This window comes from Paraburkholderia sp. A1RI-2L (assembly GCF_048957375.1).
Classification (GTDB): domain Bacteria; phylum Pseudomonadota; class Gammaproteobacteria; order Burkholderiales; family Burkholderiaceae; genus Paraburkholderia.
Genome location: NZ_JARBTA010000004.1, coordinates 603,418 through 620,954 on the forward strand (window position 1 = coordinate 603,418; position 17,537 = coordinate 620,954).

At 64.5% G+C, this 17,537-nt stretch carries 16 protein-coding genes and 1 pseudogene; 4 read left to right on the forward strand and 13 right to left on the reverse strand.

The annotated features are described in order from the left end of the window. Positions 1–28 precede the first annotated feature (28 nt). Positions 29–1,447 carry a pyruvate kinase gene (gene pyk / locus PWP93_RS31140; protein ID WP_421047443.1) on the reverse strand — a complete coding sequence of 473 codons (1,419 nt, stop codon included), beginning with the start codon at positions 1,445–1,447 and terminating at the stop codon, positions 29–31. Between the two features lie 371 nt (positions 1,448–1,818). Here pyk and PWP93_RS31145 point away from each other — a divergent pair, with 371 nt between their 5' ends. After that, a complete protein-coding gene (locus PWP93_RS31145; RefSeq protein WP_421047444.1) occupies positions 1,819–2,703 on the forward strand; it encodes a pirin family protein in 885 nt (294 codons plus the stop codon). Between the two features lie 72 nt (positions 2,704–2,775). On the opposite strand, the pseudogene PWP93_RS31150 reads toward PWP93_RS31145, so the two are convergent. From PWP93_RS31150 to PWP93_RS31160, 3 genes and pseudogenes are all read right to left on the reverse strand, one after another. Further along, positions 2,776–4,235, reverse strand: a pseudogene (locus PWP93_RS31150) (ShlB/FhaC/HecB family hemolysin secretion/activation protein). A 41-nt stretch (positions 4,236–4,276) separates the two neighbouring features. Then, positions 4,277–4,525, reverse strand: a complete 249-nt coding sequence (locus PWP93_RS31155) for a hypothetical protein (RefSeq protein WP_421028720.1) — start codon at positions 4,523–4,525, stop codon at positions 4,277–4,279. A 71-nt stretch (positions 4,526–4,596) separates the two neighbouring features. Continuing rightward, entirely contained in the window at positions 4,597–4,842 is a 246-nt protein-coding gene (locus tag PWP93_RS31160) for a hypothetical protein (RefSeq protein WP_421047445.1), read from the reverse strand. Here PWP93_RS31160 and PWP93_RS31165 point away from each other — a divergent pair. Continuing rightward, on the forward strand, positions 4,841–5,248 hold the full coding sequence (locus PWP93_RS31165) for an OsmC family protein (protein ID WP_421028721.1): 408 nt from the start codon (positions 4,841–4,843) through the stop codon (positions 5,246–5,248). The genes PWP93_RS31160 and PWP93_RS31165 overlap by 2 nt on opposite strands. A 96-nt stretch (positions 5,249–5,344) precedes the next feature. Here the strand turns inward: PWP93_RS31165 and PWP93_RS31170 are convergent, their stop codons facing one another. Both PWP93_RS31170 and PWP93_RS31175 read right to left on the reverse strand, forming a co-directional pair. Further along, complete coding sequence (locus PWP93_RS31170) at positions 5,345–5,875, reverse strand: DUF488 family protein (RefSeq protein WP_421047446.1); 531 nt, start codon at positions 5,873–5,875, stop codon at positions 5,345–5,347. 14 nt (positions 5,876–5,889) lie between these two features. Beyond that, the gene (locus PWP93_RS31175; protein ID WP_421047447.1) at positions 5,890–6,099 is read right to left on the reverse strand and encodes a DUF2945 domain-containing protein; all 210 of its coding nucleotides are present in this window, start codon (positions 6,097–6,099) and stop codon (positions 5,890–5,892) included. Positions 6,100–6,356: 257 nt separating this feature from the next. On the opposite strand from PWP93_RS31175, the gene PWP93_RS31180 reads away from it, so the two are divergent. After that, a complete protein-coding gene (locus PWP93_RS31180; RefSeq protein ID WP_421047448.1) occupies positions 6,357–7,748 on the forward strand; it encodes a uracil-xanthine permease family protein in 1,392 nt (463 codons plus the stop codon). Positions 7,749–8,377: 629 nt separating this feature from the next. Continuing rightward, positions 8,378–9,730: an amino acid permease gene (locus PWP93_RS31185; RefSeq protein WP_421047717.1), complete on the forward strand. Its 1,353-nt coding sequence runs from the start codon at positions 8,378–8,380 to the stop codon at positions 9,728–9,730. Between the two features lie 117 nt (positions 9,731–9,847). Here PWP93_RS31185 and PWP93_RS31190 read toward each other — a convergent pair whose 3' ends face one another. The 7 genes from PWP93_RS31190 to tkt all read right to left on the reverse strand — a co-directional run bounded on the left by PWP93_RS31190 (position 9,848) and on the right by tkt (position 17,522). Then, on the reverse strand, positions 9,848–10,627 hold the full coding sequence (locus PWP93_RS31190; protein ID WP_421047449.1) for an HAD-IA family hydrolase: 780 nt from the start codon (positions 10,625–10,627) through the stop codon (positions 9,848–9,850). A 55-nt stretch (positions 10,628–10,682) separates the two neighbouring features. After that, entirely contained in the window at positions 10,683–11,441 is a 759-nt protein-coding gene (gene rpe / locus PWP93_RS31195) for a ribulose-phosphate 3-epimerase (RefSeq protein WP_421047450.1), read from the reverse strand. A gap of 4 nt (positions 11,442–11,445) precedes the next feature. After that, positions 11,446–12,492, reverse strand: coding sequence for a class II fructose-bisphosphate aldolase (fba, locus tag PWP93_RS31200; protein WP_421047451.1), 1,047 nt, complete (start codon positions 12,490–12,492; stop codon positions 11,446–11,448). A 42-nt stretch (positions 12,493–12,534) separates the two neighbouring features. After that, entirely contained in the window at positions 12,535–13,734 is a 1,200-nt protein-coding gene (locus PWP93_RS31205) for a phosphoglycerate kinase (protein WP_421047452.1), read from the reverse strand. Further along, entirely contained in the window at positions 13,731–14,747 is a 1,017-nt protein-coding gene (gap, locus tag PWP93_RS31210; protein ID WP_421047453.1) for a type I glyceraldehyde-3-phosphate dehydrogenase, read from the reverse strand. Before gap ends, PWP93_RS31205 begins: the two co-directional genes overlap by 4 nt. Positions 14,748–14,823: 76 nt before the next feature. Beyond that, positions 14,824–15,489 (reverse strand): phosphoglycolate phosphatase, encoded by a 666-nt coding sequence (gene gph / locus PWP93_RS31215; protein WP_421047454.1) that lies wholly within the window; start codon positions 15,487–15,489, stop codon positions 14,824–14,826. After that, entirely contained in the window at positions 15,486–17,522 is a 2,037-nt protein-coding gene (gene tkt, locus PWP93_RS31220) for a transketolase (RefSeq protein WP_421047455.1), read from the reverse strand. Before tkt ends, gph begins: the two co-directional genes overlap by 4 nt. Positions 17,523–17,537 lie beyond the last annotated feature (15 nt).

Consider the following 17,537-nt stretch of genomic DNA (forward strand, 5'->3'; position numbering starts at 1 on the left):
CTAGCGCAAGCGAACGGGTTCGACGCTCTCAGCCCGAAATCTTCGCGATCTGGAGCAGGTTTGTCGTGCCCGACTCGCCGAACGGCAGGCCGGCCGCAATCGCCACGAGGTCGCCTTCGCGGCCGAAGCCCTCGGTCACGGCCGCACGGCATGCGAGACCGATCATCTCGTCCACGTTGGACGCTTCCACGCGCGGCACGGCATGCACGCCCCAGGTCAGCGCCAGACGGCGCGCCACCTGCTCCGAAGGCGTCAGCGCGACGATGCGCGACGGCGCGCGCTCGCGCGCCGCCCGCAGGCTCGTGAAGCCCGAGCTCGTGTAGGTGACGGTGACAACCGGTTCGATCAACTGCACAGCCTTGCGCAGCGCGCAGCAAATCGAGTCGGCAACGGTCGCTTCGGCACGCGTGTGCGAAGCGTCGATCTGCTCGCGGTAAGCGGGATCGCCTTCCACGCGCTCGATGATGCGGTTCATCGTGCTGACCGCTTCGAGCGGGAACTTGCCGCTCGCCGATTCGGCCGACAGCATCACCGCGTCGGCGCCTTCGTAAATCGCGCCGGCGACGTCCGAGGTTTCCGCACGCGTGGGCACCGGCGAATTCGTCATCGATTCGAGCATCTGCGTCGCCACCACCACCACGCGGCCCACGCGGCGGCATTCGCGAATGATGCGGCGCTGCAGTTCCGGAATCTGCTCGGCCGGCAGCTCGACGCCGAGATCGCCGCGCGCCACCATCACGCCGTCGGCGCGCTGCACGATGCCCTCGAGGTGATCGATCGCCAGCGGCTTTTCGAGCTTCGCCATGATCCATGCGCGCTCGCCGATCAGCTCGCGCGCTTCTTCGATATCTTCCACGCACTGGACGAACGACAGCGCCACCCAGTCGACGCCGAGTTCGAGGCCGAACGCGAGGTCGGCGCGATCCTTCTTCGTGAGCGGCGAGATCGGCAGGTGCGAGCCCGGCACGTTCACGCCCTTGCGGTCGGAAATGCGCCCGCCCACCAGCACGACGGTGTCGGCGAAATCGTCGCCCGAGGCTTCCACGCGCAGACGGACCTTGCCGTCGTCGAGCAGCAGCTCCGAGCCCGGCTTCACAGCCTTGAAGATCTCGGGATGCGGGAGCGGCGCGCGCTCCTGATTGCCCGGCGTCGTATCGAGGTCGAGACGAAAACGCGCGCCCACGGCGAGTTCCGCAAAACCCGTCTCGAACGTGCCGAGACGCAGCTTCGGCCCCTGGAGATCGAGCAGAATGCCGACCGGACGGCCGTATTCCTGTTCGAGCCGGCGGATTTGCGCATGACGCTGGCTATGGTCGTCGTGCGTGCCGTGGCTGAAATTCAGTCGGAAGACGTCGACGCCGGCCTCGAAAAGCGAACGGATAACCTTCGGGTCCGAACTGGCCGGCCCGAGCGTGGCGATGATCTTTGCATTACGGTTTCGCTTCATTTCCTCTCCGCGGACTGCGTGGCGCGCCGCCCCCACCCATGAGGGGCGCGCGAATCTCATGAACTGCCAATAGCTTATGGATCAATGCCCCAATAAGGTTATCCCTCACGCGCAATACTGATTTCCCGCGAAAGGCATTCCAGGCGCGCGCACGATCTCCTATGATCTCCGGCCATATAAATTGCCGATCTAAACATCCGCATAACCAGGCTGATATAACAGTCGGAAAAACGAAACTCGAACGTTCGTTTGATTGTTCCATTCATGAGACACAGTGGCTTACCGGCGCCCCCTACCGGTAACCCGGTTCCGGTCCTATCTTCCATGCATGTCAACGAGGCCATTGCGGCCGGAAGATAAGGATTCGCACCATGAAGAAAATTATCGGCAAGTACAGCAACCCCAGCCAGCATTGGGTCGGCGACGGATTCCCGGTGCGCTCGCTGTTTTCGGACCGCACGGTGGGCCGCCAGCTGAGCCCGTTCCTGATGCTCGACTACGCGGGCCCCGCCCGATTCGAGCCGACCACGCAACGGCGCGGCGTCGGCCAGCACCCGCATCGCGGCTTCGAAACCGTGACGATCGTGTACGAGGGCGAACTCGAACATCGCGACTCGTCGGGCGGCGGCGGCAAGATCGGCGCCGGCGACGTGCAGTGGATGACCGCGGGCGCGGGCATTCTTCACGAGGAGTTTCACTCGGAGGATTTCGCGAAGTCGGGCGGCACGCTGGAAATGGTGCAGCTTTGGGTCAACCTGCCCGCGAAGGACAAGATGACGCCGCCGCGCTATCAAACGCTGCTCGCGAGCGCGATTCCGACTGTTGAATTGCCCGGGAACGCCGGCAGCGTGCGCGTGATTGCAGGCGAGTACGCGGGCCACGCGGGTCCTGCGCTCACGTTCACGCCCATGGACGTGTGGGACATGCGCGTGAAGGCCGGCCACGGCACGCGCCTCGACTACCCCGCCGGGCGCTCGCTTGCACTGATCGTGTCGCGCGGGCGCATCGTGGTGAACGGCAGCGAGCGCGTGGGCGACGGCGAGATGGTGCTGTTCGAGCGCGCGGATACCGGCGTGCAAATCGACGCGTCCAGCGACGCAACGATCCTGCTGCTCGGCGGCGAGCCGATCGACGAACCCGTGGTGGCGTATGGCCCGTTCGTGATGAACACGGCCGATGAAATCCGCGAGGCGGTGCAGGACTTCAATAGCGGCCGTTTTGGCCAGATCGCGCGGGAAGCGGCAGGCGCGCGATAACGGCATGATGGCCACGCGGCGGGTTGCTTCGGCAAGCCGCCGCGCGCGCCATATCGATCAAAACCGCGTCGATCAAAACCGCGCCGTGGCCTGCAGCCCGGCCGTCACACTCGCGGTCGGAAAACCGCTGGGCTTGTAGACCGGCGTTCCGATAAACAAGTCGTAGCTGAAGCTCGCACATTTCGCCAGCAGGCCGCCCCGAATGCCGATGACCGCGCCCGCGAGCCGGGTGCCCGCGAGGAACTCGGTGGCGGGCCCGAACACCCGTCCGTAATCGACCCCGGCATAAAGCGTCTGCCCGGTCTGGAACACCGGCCATTGCACCTCGTTGCGCCAGTAGAAGCCCTTCTCCGCGGCAAGCATCGTGTTGCCGTCGAAGCCGCGCACGGTGTAGCGGCTGCCGATCGTCAGATCGTCGATATAGAACGGCGCGCCGTTGGTGTACTGGCCGTGAAACGTGGTCACGTAAGCGAAACGCTGGTTCGCGATTGCAAACGGCACGGAGAGATTCGCGTCGAGCACCGCCATCTGAAAGCGGTAAGTCGGATTGTTGAAGAAGGGTGTGCCATCGCTCTGCACCGGATCGTCGGTCGCGCGCCCAGCCCGCCGATGCCATGACGCCAGGCCAGCGAGCCGTCGAACTGCGAGGTGCCGATGTAATGCCGGTCGGTCAAGCCCGCTTCGATGAACGTGTTGTTGCGCGCTTGCGCAGCAATGCTCGTATCTTCGATAAAGCTTTCGCCAAACCGCTTCGAGAACTGGAAATAAGCCCCGAAAACATCGTTCTGGCTGCGTGCGAGCACGCGCGCAAGCCTCAGCGCCGCCGTCTGCGAATTGCCGCTGGAGACGAACGTCTGGTTCACACCCGCGATGTTCTGATAGTAGGTATTCGTGTTGCCCGAGAGCGTCGCGCTCCAGTAGCCCCAAGGCACCGAATATGAACCGTTGAAGCCGTGCGAACCCAGCGACTTGTTGCTGAAGTACAGGTCCTGGTTCGCGCCCACGGTGAAGATGTCGTTCAGCCCGAGCGGATTGTCGATGCCGAGGCTCACGTTGCCCTGCCGCTTGCCCGTGCCCTCGTTGCCCGAGTTGTCGACCGATGCCACGAAGGTCCATGGTTTCGTGCGCGTCACGCTCACGACCACGTCACTTTCGCCGGGCAGGTCGGTAGGCTCGATCTTCATGTCGATGTTCCGGCTCGCGACGCGCTTCATCTGCTCGAGGCCCTGTTCGAGGTCGCGCAGGTTCAGCAAGTCGCCGCCGGTCACCGCGAAGGCGGTCTTCCAGGTACCCCGCGTGGACGGCTTGGCAAACCGCACCTGCCGCACCACGCCTGGCACGAGCGACAGCGTCAGCACGCCCGACGACAAACCCTGCGGCGGCACGAGCTGTTGCTGGAGTTGGCGATTCTGCTCGGCGTTCGCTCGTGCGGCCGCAGCCTCGTCAGCCGGGCCCGGTGCGTGCTGCGCATGCGACGCGAGCGTAACCAGGGCTGTGAGCGGCAGCGCCGCCAGCCTCTTGTGGATTTTCATCGTGTGGTTTGAAGCCGCTTATCGGCTGTTCAGCGCTTTGCTTAAAGATCGACAAAATTGCCGTAGCTGTCCGCGAGTATCGGCATTTCGAAACACGGGCTGCTCAAAATGGAGACGCCGTCGAGCAGTTCGCTTTTCAGTCCCATTTCACGCATCAATTCGGCCTGTTGCTCCGGATGCAGAATAAGCGCCGCGGGCTTGCGACCGTGATCGGCCACGTACTGCAGAATGCCGCTCTCAACGAGTTTCCAGACACCACATGCGATTTTCTTCTGCGAAATATTAATCATGGCTAGGCTTTGGTCTTCCTGTTGTATTGGGACGGTATCCGACTCGATATCGCCCTTTTTTTAACGCTCGATCACTGTTCCCGTACAAGCGATTTTCTTGCACTTCGTATCTCGGAATGGACAAATATTGTCAATCCAGCGGCGATTTCGGGACTTTTAGGAATTATCCGAAGCAAAATCACCCGTAACGCATAAATCGTGTCGCGCAGGCGACGCAGACTTCCGCGCAGGCCGTCCGGCACATGCCGTGAGTCGATGGCACAATCGTCGCTGCCGCCGCACTGCCACAAAAACCCCTGCCCCGAGGAGTCGACCATGCCGCTCGCCACCGCCACCGCCCGTCTTGCCGCCGAGGCGCCCAACTATGTCGTCGCCCTCGAGGCCGGCCGCCATGCGCTGACTGGCGACGAAGGCCCGCACGAAGGCGGCGAGGATCGCGGCCCGGCGCCGTTCGCGCTCGTGCTTTCGGGGCTGGCCGCCTGCACGGCCGCCACGCTGCGCATGTATATGCAGCGCAAGGCATGGCCGAACGCGGTGATCGACGTGGAAGTCAGCCTGCACGCCGACCAGGACGGCACGCAATACATCCGTCGGGGCGTCGCCGTGGCGGGCCCGCTCGACGAGACGCAACGCGCGCGGCTTGCCGAGATCTGCGAGAAAACGCCGGTCACGCGCTTCATCAAGCGCGGCACGCGCATCGACACGACGCTGCACATCGCCTGAGGCGCAGATCGCCATTGCGCCTCGGGCGCGCGCAGCGCCGCCTGATTATTTGGCATCCTTAGTATCCAGCACATCACCAAATAGTCTGCCGCCCGGCTAGCGCGGGTAGACGATCGTTCCGTCCTGCTGGACCACCGCGCCTTCGGTCAGCGTGGCGGGCACGACGCGGCCCGGCGCCATGATGTGGAAGACGGACTCGCCGCGCGCGATCAGATAGTCGGCGATGATGCGCCGATGGCAACGCCACCACACGGCCTCGGAGCACATGACCGCGCAGCGCCGCGACCGCCCCAGTTCGATCAGATGATCGAGGCCCGCATGAAATGGCGCGGTTAGCGCGTAATCGGCGTAACGATGAAAACTCTTGTTCGTCCAGAAGCTGTTGACGTTCTCGGCGACCGTGCGCGTCCTGCCGCGCAGGCCACCCAGTGCAGCCTCGTGCTCGTAAGCAATGCCGGATGCCGCCAGCGCATCGGCAAGCGTCGCCTCGTTGAACTGCGGATGGGTTCTCGACCCCGGCATTTTTCTCACGTCCGCGAGCAACGCGATCTCCGCGCCGCTCAACAACCCCATGAAGTCGTCGAGGGTGCGATTCGAGTGGCCGATCGTAAAGAACGGGAGCGTCAAGGGCTGCCTCCGGTTCAAATCCGTTGAAGAACGCGGCCGCGATGGGCGGCAATGTGATCGGTCTTGTCGCTCTTGATCTCGTACTGCGGGTCGTCCGGCGACGCACGATGCGTGTGCCCCTTATAGTCAAAGTCCGCCGTGTGCACCGCAACGATTGTGCCCGTGACCCAGCCCGCCTCGGAATTCCAGCCGACCCGGTCACCGGGCTTGAACCTGTTCGTCATGTCGTTCCTCCTGCCGGGCGTTTGCGACGCGGCTTGCGGCCAACGCAATCATATGCGCCGGCTTATTCGACGCATCGCGTTGCACGAATAGCCGGCTCCAATCTTATGCCGATCGTTGATTTTCGAGGCGAATCCGTGGTCTTGCCGTTAAAATCCCGCACTTCCCGCGCTTTTCCGTATTACCCACATTGTCCGCCGTTTCCACCTTCGGCTAGGCCTCCCTTTCCCTTTTGACCTTCTCGACCCGCTGGCCCTAGATGCAACCCGCTTCCTCCGCTCAACGCACGTCCCACGGCGCCGCCGATGACGCCGACCTCACCCGCGACCTTGTCTACGGTCCCGACGACCGCCCCGCCCCCACGCTTGCCTTCGTGGCCGCCCTGCAGCACCTGCTGGCCATCATCGTGCCGATCGTCACGCCGGGTCTGCTGATCTGCCAGGCGCTGGGCGTCTCGAGCCGCGACACCACGCTGATCGTTTCGATGTCGCTCGTGATCTCCGGCATCGCCACGTTTCTCCAGTGCAAGCGCTTCGGGCCGCTGGGCGCGGGCCTGCTGATCGTGCAGGGCACGAGCTTCAACTTCGTCGGCCCGCTGATCGCCGGCGGCAGCCTGATGGTCCATGAAGGCACGCCCGTGACCACGGTGATGCCGGCCATCTTCGGCGTCGTCATCGCCGGATCGTTCGTCGAAATGGGCGTCTCGCGCATCCTGCCCTTCATCAAGCGGCTCATCACGCCGCTCGTCACGGGCATCGTGGTGCTGCTGATCGGCCTCACGCTCATCAAGGTCGGCCTCATCAGCATGGGCGGCGGCTATGGCGCCATTGCCAGCCACACCTTCGCGAGCGCCGAGAACCTCACGCTTTCGTTTGTCGTGCTCGGCACCATCATCGTGCTCAACCGCGTGCCCATCGTCTGGGTGCGCAGCACGGCGCTCGTCATCGCGCTCGCGATCGGCTATATCGTGGCCGGCCTCATGGGCCGGCTCGACTTCACGGGCGCCCGCGAAGCCGCCCTGTTTCAGATCCCGATTCCGCTGCACTTCGGCCTGAGCTTCTCGTGGTCGCTGTTCGTGCCGATGCTGATCATCTATCTCGTCACCTCGCTCGAAGCCATCGGCGACGTTACGGCCACCAGCAAGATCTCGAATGAGCCCGTGGAAGGCCCCGTGTGGATGCGGCGCATCAAGGGCGGCGTGCTCGTGAACGGCGCCAACTCGCTGATCGCCGGCGTGTTCAACACCTTCCCGAGCTCGGTCTTCGCGCAGAACAACGGCGTGATTCAGATCACCGGCATCGCGAGCCGCCATGTGGGCATCTGGATCGCGGCCATGCTCGTGGTGCTCGGGCTGTTCCCGCCGGTCGCGGGCGCGCTGCAAGCCGTGCCCGAACCCGTGCTGGGCGGGGCGGCCATGGTGATGTTCGGCGCAGTGGCCGCCTCGGGCATCAACATCCTCGCGGGCATCCGGCTGGACCGCCGCGCGCTGCTCATCATCTCGGTTTCGCTGTCGCTGGGCCTGGGCGTCTCGCAGGTGCCGGAGATCCTCGCGAACCTGCCGCATGCGCTCAGGAACGTGCTGGAATCGGGCGTAGCCACGGGCGGCATCTGTGCGCTCGTGATGAACTGGTTCCTGCCTGAAAAGGATTGATGGTGTGTTTGGGGCGCCAGGGTAATGAAACCCGGCGCCTTTGTCTGCCTCGTCTCTCCAGAGTCTGGTCACCACCGACCCGCTCCATCCGCTGACATGCTCGCCCGACAGGCCGGCGCCAACTCATCCCGCTTCGCATTTTGACCATCGCCACGGTGCAGCCGTGCGCGCCGCGCCGTTTCGGTCCCTGTGTTGTCCGTTCCTTCGTTTCAACCTTTGCCGCTCCGATGGCGGCGGGAGCTATTCCAACAGCCCCCAGGAACAGTTGTTTTTCCTTTATTTCTCTAAAATTCGTTATCTTCAACTTGATACCTGCACATAACATAGCAAACCTTACTGACAAGCTGCGAATTTGCAGTTTCGATGATGCCATGCGCGTGATGGCTCGATACGCCCGCCCGGCCCCGCGCCCGAAGCAGTGAACGCGATGCCAGGACGCATGGGGACAAAACCGGCTGCGCTGCCCCCGTTGCGCGTCGGAACTGCGGACAAAAGCGGTGCGATCACGCCACGCAAGACGCCTTCCCAATCTGATCGATGGGAACGAGATTTATGTTCAAGAGGAGACACCTGTGAACGAGAAGGAAGAGACATTACATCGCGGGCTGGAGGAGCGGCACATCAATATCATGGCGCTCGGTGCGGCCATTGGTGCGGGCTTGTTCCTGGGCTCGGCCAGCGCCATCAAAATGGCCGGTCCGGCCATCATGCTGTCCTATGCATTAGGCGGCCTCGCCATTTTCCTGATCATGCGTGCACTGGGCGAAATGGCGACTCACAACCCGGTGGCCGGTTCGTTCAGCCGCTATGCGCAAGACTATCTCGGTCCGCTCGCCGGTTATCTGACCGGCTGGAACTATTGGTTCCTCTGGGTCGTGACCTGCATGGTGGAAATCACCGCCGTCGGCATTTACATGGGGATATGGTTTCCAGGCGTGCCGCACTGGATCTGGGCACTGTCCGCATTGACGATCATGGGCTGCGTCAACTTCATCAGCGTGAGAGCCTACGGCGAGTTTGAATTCTGGTTCGCGCTGATCAAGGTCGTCACGATCGTGCTGATGATCGTCTCCAGTCTCGGCATGATCTTTTTTGGACTGGGCAATCACGGCGTGGCGACCGGCATTTCAAACCTGTGGAGCCATGGCGGTTTTATGCCCCACGGTGTCAAGGGTGTGTTGATGTCGCTGCAGATGGTGATGTTCGCCTACCTGGGCGTGGAAATGATCGGCTTGACCGCCGGTGAAGCGAAAAACCCGAAGAAGACATTGGCGCGCGCCATTGACTCTGTGTTCTGGCGCATCCTGATTTTCTATGTTGGCGCGCTGTTCGTGGTCATGTCGCTCTATCCGTGGGACCAGATCGGCACGCAGGGCAGTCCGTTCGTGATGACCTTCGCGCGCATGGGGATTCCCGCTGCCGCTGGCATCATCAACTTCGTGGTACTGACCGCTGCACTGTCCTCGTGCAATAGCGGCATCTTCAGCACTGGCCGCATGCTCTATAACCTGGCCGAGCAGGGGCAGGCCCTGCCGCTGTTTGCAAAAGTGGACAAGAGAGGCGTGCCGGTGCCGGCCGTGCTGATGTCGGTGGTGGTGCTGCTGGGCGGCGTGCTGCTCAACTACCTGGCGCCCAAAGAGGTGTTCAGCTGGCTGACGGCCATTTCCACTTTCGGCGCGGTTTGGACCTGGGCCGTGATTCTGCTGTCGCAACTCAAGTTCCGCCGCAGCCTCAATCGTCATGAGCAGGCCAACCTCTTCTACAAAATGCCCTTCTGGCCGTATGGCTCGTACATCGCGTTAGGCTTTCTGCTGGTGGTGATCGGCTTGATGGGCTACTTCCCGGATACCCGCGTGGCGCTCGTGGTGGGCCCGGCCTGGCTCGTGGCGCTGGGGGTGCTTTATTACGTGCTGGGGTTCAACCGCAAGGCGGCGTCAGACGAGCGGATCGCGCAACGTCAGCGCGCTGAAGAACTCGTGTAGCAAGCCGAACGGTTGGACGAAGACGAAGATTGAACAAAACGGCCAGGCGTTCTGACGAGCGCCTGGCCTCTCAACTGCCCTGAACGGGATCTGACCACCTGCGTTCGAGTTCGGAACTCAGATATTCGCTTTCCAACCTTCATGGGTTGAAGAGCCGCCGTGCAAACGCCTTAGCGACGCCAGATCCACCCATCCACCCTCCGCGCCTGCCACGCTCTCCGGCAACGGCTGTCGCGGGTCGCCCAAATGGGGCAGCACGTGCAGCGCACCGTCGAAGCACTGCGATTCCGTATAGGCATTCGTGGTGATCACAGCAGGAATACCCGCGGCGCACGCGGCGCGCAGGCCGTTTTCCGAATCTTCGAGCGCGAGGCATGCGGCCGCCGGCACGCCGATCTGCTGCAAGACCGCGTAATACACGTCGGGCGCCGGCTTTTTCACGGGTGCGCTCGATGCATCGCACACCGCCGCGAAACGCTTGCGCCAGCCGGCGCCGAGCGGGCCGCTGAGCAGCGCGTCGAGATTGGCCGTCGTGGTCGTGGTGGCAATCGCCAGCGGCAAACCCGCCGCGTTCGCCTCGTCGATCAGGCGCGCGATGCCCGGCCGCAGCGCCACCGCGCCGCCCTGCACGCGTTCGGTGTAATACCGCGTCTTGATGGCGTGGATCGCGGCTATCGTCTCCTTCATGCGCCTGCCATCAGTCTCTTCCGGCTCGACGCAGCGCCAGTAGCGCTCGATGCGCTCCTTGCCGCCTGCCACGTTGAGCAGACGCGTGTACAAAGCCTCGTCCCAATGCCAGTCGAGCCGGACTTCGGCAAACGCGGCGTTGAACGCTTCGCGATGCACCGCCTCGGTGTCGGCCATGGTGCCGTCCACGTCGAATATGAGCGCCTGCATGGGTCGCCTCTCCTTGCTGTGTTGCGCCATGACGCCATGACGCCATGAGCGCCGGTCACGGCGCCGTTCGCGAACCGGCCACACCAGGTTCGCGCGCTCGTTCACTCGCGTGTTCACGCGCCTGAAGCCGCGCGTGCTCCGCGCGGCTGCGCAGCCCTTCGATCACGCTCCGGTAGTCCGGCGCGCCGAACACCGCGGAGCCGGCAACGAGCGTATCCGCGCCCGCCGCCGCCACCTGCGCCACGTTATCGAGCTTGATGCCGCCATCGACCTCGAGGCGCGGCCGGCGACCGGTCTGCGCCGCCGCATGGTCGATGAGCGTGGCCACCGCGCGAATCTTTCCGAGCACCGGCTCGATGAACTTCTGCCCGCCAAAACCGGGATTCACCGACATTAGCAGCACGAAGTCGAGGTCGCCCAGCACCTCGTCGAGCCACGCGAGCGGTGTGGCCGGATTGAGCGCGAGACCGGCGCGGCATCCGCGCTCCTTGATCAGATGGAGCGTGCGGTGGACGTGATCGCTCGCCTCGGGATGAAAGCTGATCGAGTTCGCGCCGGCCTGCGCGAACTCGCCGACGAGCGCATCGACGGGCCGCACCATCAGATGCACGTCGATCGGCAATGACGTATGCGGGCGCAGCGCTGCGCACACCATGGGGCCGACCGTCAGGTTCGGCACGTAGTGGTTGTCCATCACGTCGAAATGGAGCCAGTCGGCGCCGGCCGCTTCAAGCGCGCGGACCTCTTCGCCGAGCCGCGCGAAATCGGCGGACAGGAGGCTCGGCGCGATGAGCAAGGGATTGAGCGCGTCCATGGCGTCACCCCTTCTTGCTGTAGCGTTCGGCCATCCGTTCGAGCGGCACCGGCTTGATGCGCGAGGCCGCCCCGGCGCAGCCGAATGCCTCGAAACGGGCGGCGCAGATGCCGCGCGCCGCCTTTCTCGCCGCCGCGAACGCCTTGCGCGGATCGAATTCCGCAGGCTGTTCGGCGAACAGCTTGCGCATGGCGCCCGTCATCGCGAGCCGGATGTCGGTGTCGATATTCACCTTGCGCACGCCGCTGCGAATGCCGCGTCGAATTTCCTCCACCGGCACGCCGTAGGTCTCCTTGATGTCGCCGCCGTAGCGCCGGATGATTTCGAGCCATTCCTGCGGCACCGAAGACGAGCCGTGCATCACCAGATGCGTATCGGGAATGCGTTCGTGGATCCGGGCGATGCGGTCGATGGCGAGAATGTCGCCGCTCGGCTTGCGCGTGAACTTGTAGGCGCCGTGCGACGTGCCGATTGCAATCGCCAGCGCATCCACGCCGGTGCGTTCGACGAAATCGCGCGCCTCGCCGGGGTCGGTGAGCAGCATGTCGTGGGAGAGCTTGCCCTGTGCGCCGACGCCATCTTCCTCGCCGGCCTCGCCGGTCTCGAGCGAGCCGAGACAACCGAGCTCGCCTTCCACCGACACGCCTACCGCATGCGCCATCTCGCAGACGGTGCGCGTGACGCGCACGTTGTACTCGTAGCTGGCCGGCGTTTTCATGTCCTCTTCGAGCGAGCCGTCCATCATCACGCTGGAAAAACCGGAGCGGATGGCCATCTGGCACACGGCGGGACTGCCGCCGTGGTCCTGATGCAGCACGAGGGGAATGTCGGGATGCGCTTCGATGGCCGCGAGCACCATGTGGCGCAGATAAGGCTCGCCCGCATACTTGCGCGCGCCGGCGGACGCCTGCAGGATCACCGGGCTTTGCGTGTCCTCGGCGGCCTCCATGATGGCCTGGATCTGCTCGAGATTGTTGACGTTGAACGCCGGTACGCCGTAGCCGTGCTCGGCAGCATGATCGAGCAACTGGCGCAGTGAGATGAGTGCCATGAGAGTCTCCTCTATAAAAACGAATGCGGCCCGAACCGCGAATCAGCCCGCTCGGCGCTGCAAGATGTCGACGGCCGGCAGCACTTTTCCCTCCAGCACTTCGAGGAAGGCGCCGCCGCCCGTGGAGATGTAGCCCACGTCGGCGGCGATGCCGTATTTCGCAATCGCCGCCAGCGTGTCGCCGCCGCCCGCGAGCGAAAACGCGGGCGATGCCGCGATGGCGCGCGCGATCGTTTCGGTGCCGTGGCTGAACGCGTCGAACTCGAACACGCCGACCGGCCCGTTCCAGACGATCGTGCCCGCCCGGGCAAGCCGCTCCGCCAGCATCGCTGCGGTCTGCGGGCCGATGTCGAGAATCAGGTCGTCCGGTTCGATATCCTTAACATCCTTCACGGCGGCCGGCGCCGTTGCACTGAAGGTCTTCGCGCACACGACGTCGACCGGAATCGGCACCGACGCGCCGCGCGCCGCCATCAAGTCCATGATCTCGCGCGCCTCGCCCGCGAGATCCGGCTCGGCGAGCGACTTGCCGATCGGCAGCCCCGCTGCCAGCATGAAGGTGTTCGCAATGCCGCCGCCGACAATCAGCTGATCGACCTTCGTCGCGAGCGACTTGAGGATCGTCAGCTTGGTCGACACCTTCGAGCCCGCGACGATCGCGACCAACGGGCGCGCCGGCGCATCGAGCGCTTTGCCGAGCGCATCGAGTTCGGCCATCAGCAGCGGCCCCGCGCAGGTGACGCCCGCGTGACGGGCAATGCCTTCGGTGGTGGCTTCCGCGCGGTGCGCGGTGCCGAATGCGTCGTTCACGTAGATGTCGCACAGGCGCGCCATTTTCTGCGCGAGCGCATCGTCGTTGGACTTCTCGCCCGAGTTCGCGCGGCAGTTTTCTAGCAGCACGACTTCGCCCGGCGCGACGTCGAAGCCGCCATCGACCCAGTCTTGCACCAGCCCCACCTCGCAGCCGAGCAATTCCGATAGACGCGCGGCGACCGGCGCGAGCGAGTCCCGCGGCCTCGGTTCGCCTTCAACCGGACGCCCGAGATGCGATGTCACCATCACCGCCGCGCCGGCTTGCGCGCACATTGCGATGGCCGGCAGGGACGCGCGAATCCGCGTGTCCTCGACCACACGCCCCTGTTCGTCGAGCGGCACGTTCAGGTCCGCGCGGATGAATACGCGCTTGCCGCGCAACGCGCCGCGCGCGGCCAGATCGTCGAGCTCAGGCACCGACGCGTTCATTGCGACGCCTCCATCCAGGCGAGCGTCGTGTCGAGCATGCGGTTGCTGAAGCCCCATTCGTTGTCGTACCAGCTCAACACTTTGACCAGCGTGCCGCCGATCACGCGCGTCTGCGTGGCGTCGAAAATCGACGAACGCGGGTCGTGATTGAAATCGACGGACACCAGCGGCAAGTCGTTGTAGCCGAGAATGCCCTTCAACTCGCCATGCGCGGCATCCCTGACGATCTCGTTGACCTCTTCGACGCTCGTTGCCCGTGCGGCCGTGAAGGTCAGATCGACCACCGACACGTTGATCGTGGGCACGCGTATCGCAAAGCCATCGAGCCGGCCGTTCAACTCCGGAATCACGAGGCCGACGGCGGCAGCGGCGCCCGTTTTGGTGGGGATCATCGAGTGCGTGGCCGAGCGCGCCCGGCGCAGGTCCTCGTGATACACGTCGGTGAGCACCTGATCGTTCGTATACGAATGAATCGTCGTCATGAGGCCGTGCTCGACGCCAAGCGCCGCATGCAGCGGCTTGACGAGCGGCGCGAGACAATTGGTGGTGCACGACGCGTTCGAGACGACCGTGAACGACTGGCGCAGGAGCGCATCGTTGACGCCATGGACGATGGTCGCGTCGACGTCCTTGCCGCCCGGCGCTGAGATCATGACCTTGCGCGCGCCTGCAGCCAGATGTGCGGACGCCATCTCCTTGCTCGTGAAATGTCCCGTGCACTCGAACACGACGTCGACATCGAGCGCGCGCCACGGCAGTTGCGCGGGATCGCGCACGGACAGCACCTGGATGCGATCACCGTCGACCACGAGTGCATCGCCGTCCACCTCGACGGTGCCCGAGAACGGGCCGTGCACAGTGTCGTAACGCGTGAGATGCGCGTTGATGTGCGCGTCGCCGAGATCGTTGATCGCCACGATGCGGATTTCACGCGTGCGCTTCGATTCGTACAGCGCACGCAACACATTGCGCCCGATGCGGCCATAACCGTTGATCGCTACCTTGACAGGCATGTCGTCTCCTTGATGTTGTGAATGGGCATCGCCCAATGCTGATTCAGTTCTGATTCTGTTCGGATTCCAAATAGCTTCATTCCGGCGGCAGCACGTGGTCCGCCATCTCCGCAATGGACGCGAACACGCGGTCCGGATGCGCCTGCGCGATGGGCGCGCCGTGGTTGTAGCCGTAGGGCACGGCCCATGCGGCGACGCCCGCGCGGCGCGCCGACTGCACGTCGGTGCGCGAATCGCCCAGGTGCGCAGCCGCGTCCGTCGACACGTCGAGGCGCTCCACACAATAGAGGATCGGCGCCGGATGCGGCTTCTTGTCAGGCAGGCTGTCGCCGCCGAGCACGACGTCGAAATACTGCGCAAATCCCGCGCGCTCGATCAGCCGCTGGGCAAAGCGATGGTCCTTGTTCGTGACCACGGCCATGCGCATGCCGGCAGCGCGCAACCGCGCGAGCGCGGCCGGCACACCCGGATAGGGCTTCGCCGTCGTACCCGCCGTGGCGTCGTAATGCGCGTCGAATACGGGCATCATCTCGTCGAGCGAGACCTGTGCTTCCAGACCGTGGCGCGCGAGCACCTGGCGCATCAGCTCCCGCGTGCCGTTGCCGATGTAGCCGATCACGGTGTCGAGCGAAACCGGCGAGAGACCGCGGGCTTCGAGCGCGCGGTTGACCGCAAGCGTAATTTCGGGTGCCGTGTCGAACAATGTGCCGTCGAGATCGAAGGTGATGAGCTGTGTCTTCATGCCAGGCACGCCTCCACGATGCGCTCCACACTCACGCCGAAGTGCGCGTACAGCTCCGAAGCGGGCGCCGATTCTCCGAACGACGCGAGGCCGATTACCTTGCCGTCCGGGCCCACATACTTGTGCCAGAAGTCGCCGTGCGCGGCTTCCACCGCCACGCGGCGCACGTCCGCGGGCAGCACCGCTACGCGATATGCAGCGTCCTGCCGGTCGAACACGGAGGTCGACGGCATCGACACCACGCGTACGCGCACGCCCTGCTGCACGAGCCGCCCCTGCGCTTCAACCGCCAACGACACTTCGGATCCCGTAGCAATCAGCACGACTTCCGGTGCGCCATCCACCGAGTCGCTCAGCACATAGCCGCCCTTGCGGATCTGTTCGATCCGTGCGTCGTTGGATGGCGCCTGCGGCAGGTTCTGACGTGACAGCACGAGCGAGGTCGGTCCGTGCGCGCGCTCGATGGCCATCTGCCACGCAACCGCGGTCTCGACCGAATCGCACGGGCGCCACACATCGAGCCCCGGAATCAGGCGCAGGCTGGCAACGTGCTCGACCGGCTGATGGGTCGGCCCATCCTCGCCCAGCCCGATCGAATCGTGTGTGAGCACATGGATCACGCGCAGCTTCATCAGCGCGCTCATGCGAATGGCGTTGCGTGCGTAATCGGAGAACACGAGGAACGTGCCGCCGTACGGAATGAAGCCGCCATGCAGCGCCATGCCGTTCATCATCGCCATCATCCCGAACTCGCGCACGCCGTACGAAAGGTAGTTCGCATGCGAATCGGGCGTGCCGCGAGGCACGAACGCGCGGGACGCCTTGACGGCAGTGAGATTGGAGCCGGTCAGGTCCGCCGAGCCGCCGAACAGTTCGGGCAATGCAGGCACCAGCACTTCGAGCGCAAGCTGCGACGACTTGCGCGTGGCGCACGGCGCGGTGGCGTCACATGCCGCGCGAATCAGCTGCCCGGATATACGCGGCCAGTCCTCAGGAAGCTCGCCGTTCGTCCGGCGCTCGAACTCCGCCGCCTCGTCCGGATACTCGATGCGATACGCTTCGAACAACGCCCGCCATTCGCGCACACGGGCCGCGCCGCACTCGACCTCGCTCCAGCTCGCGCGGATCGCCTCGGGAATCTCGAACGGCGCGTGATCCCAGCCGAGCGCGCGGCGCGTCGCTGCGATTTCATCGGCGCCGAGCGGCGCGCCATGCACGTCGTGCGTGTCGGCCTTGTTCGGGGAACCCCAGCCGATGGTCGTGCGGCAGACGATCAGCGTCGGGCGTGCTTCGTCGGCGTGCGCCTCGCGTATCGCGGCCTCCACGGCCGCCGCGTCGTGGCCGTCGAGCGGCCCGACCACCTGCCAGCCATACGCGCGAAAACGCGCCACCGTGTCGTCGGTAAACCAGCCGCTTACGTGGCCGTCGATCGAAATGCCGTTGTCGTCGTAGAAGGCGATCAGCTTGCCGAGCCCGAGCGTACCGGCCAGCGAACACGCCTCATGGCTCACGCCTTCCATCAGGCAGCCGTCGCCCAGAAACACGTAGGTATGGTGATCGACGACGGGAAATCCAGACCGGTTGAAGCGCACGGCCAGCAACTGCTCCGCGAAGGCCATGCCCACGCTATTCGCGAGCCCCTGGCCGAGCGGTCCCGTCGTCGTCTCGACACCAGGCGTCAAGCCATATTCAGGATGCCCAGGCGTCCTGGAATGCAGTTGCCGGAAGCGTTTCAACTCATCGAGCGGCAGATCATAGCCCGAGAGGTGCAGCGCCGCGTACAGCAGCATCGAACCATGCCCGTTCGAGAGCACGAAGCGGTCGCGATTCGGCCAGGACGGATCGCGCGGGCTGTGCCGCAGATGATCGCGCCACAGCACTTCGGCGATGTCGGCCATGCCCATGGGCATGCCGGGATGCCCCGACCTGGCGACCTCCACAGCGTCGATAGCGAGAAAACGCAGCGCATTCGCGAGCTGGCGCCGGCTTGGCGGCGCCGCGATCTCGCGGCCCGCATGACTGGGGTGATTCATGAGGACACCTCCTTC

Coding starts and splice junctions, on each gene's coding strand:
- gap (WP_421047453.1), bottom strand. CDS start 14,747: ATGCCTGTCAAGGTAGCGATCAACGGTTATGGCCGCATCGGGCGCAAT.
- PWP93_RS31185 (WP_421047717.1), top strand. CDS start 8,378: ATGGCGCTCGGTGCGGCCATTGGTGCGGGCTTGTTCCTGGGCTCGGCC.
- PWP93_RS31155 (WP_421028720.1), bottom strand. CDS start 4,525: ATGATTAATATTTCGCAGAAGAAAATCGCATGTGGTGTCTGGAAACTC.
- PWP93_RS31180 (WP_421047448.1), top strand. CDS start 6,357: ATGCAACCCGCTTCCTCCGCTCAACGCACGTCCCACGGCGCCGCCGAT.
- PWP93_RS31145 (WP_421047444.1), top strand. CDS start 1,819: ATGAAGAAAATTATCGGCAAGTACAGCAACCCCAGCCAGCATTGGGTC.
- pyk (WP_421047443.1), bottom strand. CDS start 1,447: ATGAAGCGAAACCGTAATGCAAAGATCATCGCCACGCTCGGGCCGGCC.
- PWP93_RS31205 (WP_421047452.1), bottom strand. CDS start 13,734: ATGAACGCGTCGGTGCCTGAGCTCGACGATCTGGCCGCGCGCGGCGCG.
- tkt (WP_421047455.1), bottom strand. CDS start 17,522: ATGAATCACCCCAGTCATGCGGGCCGCGAGATCGCGGCGCCGCCAAGC.
- PWP93_RS31190 (WP_421047449.1), bottom strand. CDS start 10,627: ATGCAGGCGCTCATATTCGACGTGGACGGCACCATGGCCGACACCGAG.
- rpe (WP_421047450.1), bottom strand. CDS start 11,441: ATGGACGCGCTCAATCCCTTGCTCATCGCGCCGAGCCTCCTGTCCGCC.
- gph (WP_421047454.1), bottom strand. CDS start 15,489: ATGAAGACACAGCTCATCACCTTCGATCTCGACGGCACATTGTTCGAC.
- PWP93_RS31160 (WP_421047445.1), bottom strand. CDS start 4,842: ATGGTCGACTCCTCGGGGCAGGGGTTTTTGTGGCAGTGCGGCGGCAGC.
- PWP93_RS31175 (WP_421047447.1), bottom strand. CDS start 6,099: ATGACGAACAGGTTCAAGCCCGGTGACCGGGTCGGCTGGAATTCCGAG.
- fba (WP_421047451.1), bottom strand. CDS start 12,492: ATGGCACTCATCTCACTGCGCCAGTTGCTCGATCATGCTGCCGAGCAC.
- PWP93_RS31165 (WP_421028721.1), top strand. CDS start 4,841: ATGCCGCTCGCCACCGCCACCGCCCGTCTTGCCGCCGAGGCGCCCAAC.